General features: G+C 74.3%; 1 protein-coding gene. It reads right to left on the reverse strand.

Annotated features, from left to right (window positions below):
• Window positions 1-721 (reverse strand): AfsR/SARP family transcriptional regulator (locus tag KUM32_RS37185; protein WP_217146275.1); only part of this gene is annotated, 721 nt, incomplete at its 3' end.
• Window positions 722-795: the final 74 nt, after the last annotated feature.

Raw genomic sequence — 795 nt, forward strand, 5'->3', positions numbered from 1 at the left:
GGGGTGGCCCCGGGGCGGGTAGCGTGCCGACCGCCCCGCCGCGATCGTCCCGCGGCATCCGGTCGACCCGGCGGGCCCCGGGTTCACCGCGCAGGATCCGCTCGTGCAGCCGCTGGGTGCAGGGGCCGGGGCCGACCCCCAGTTCCTCGGCGAGGCGGGTTCTGAGGCGGTGGAAGACACCCAGCGCGTCAGCTCGTCGGCCACAGTGGTCCAGCGCCGCCATCAGTTGGACGTGGAGGCCCTCGTGCAGGGGATGGTCGTGCACGAGGTCCGCCAGATCGTCCACGACCTCGTGGTGCTCGCCGAGTTCGAGCCGCCACCTGGCGTACTGCTCCAGCGCGCTGAGCCGCTGCTCGTCCAGGCGCGCGGCGGATCTGGCCAAGACCGCCGTGCCCAGCCCGTCGAGTGCGGGCCCACGCCACAGGCCCAGCGCCGGCCGGATCAGTTGGACCGCCCGCTCGAGTCTCCCCCCGGCGGCGTGGCGGCGGCCCTCGGCCACCCCGGCGGCGAAGCGGAGCGAGTCGAGCCGGGCGGCGTCGAGGCGGATGCGGTAGCCGGGCTCCTCGGTGAGGATGAGCCGCCGGTCGGTGTCGCCCAGGCATTCCCGCAGCGCCGAGACGGAGTTCCGCAGTTGCTTGGTGGCGGTGGGGGGCGGCTCGTCATCCCAGGTCATCTCGATGAGCCTGGACAGCGACACCACCGCGTTGGGCGCCAACAGCATTGCTGCCAGCAGCCGTTGGCGACGCGCCCCGGGCACCGGCACCCGCTCACAGCCTGTCCGGACGTCCAGCGCAC

It is taken from the genome of Streptomyces sp. AC627_RSS907 (assembly GCF_019049165.1).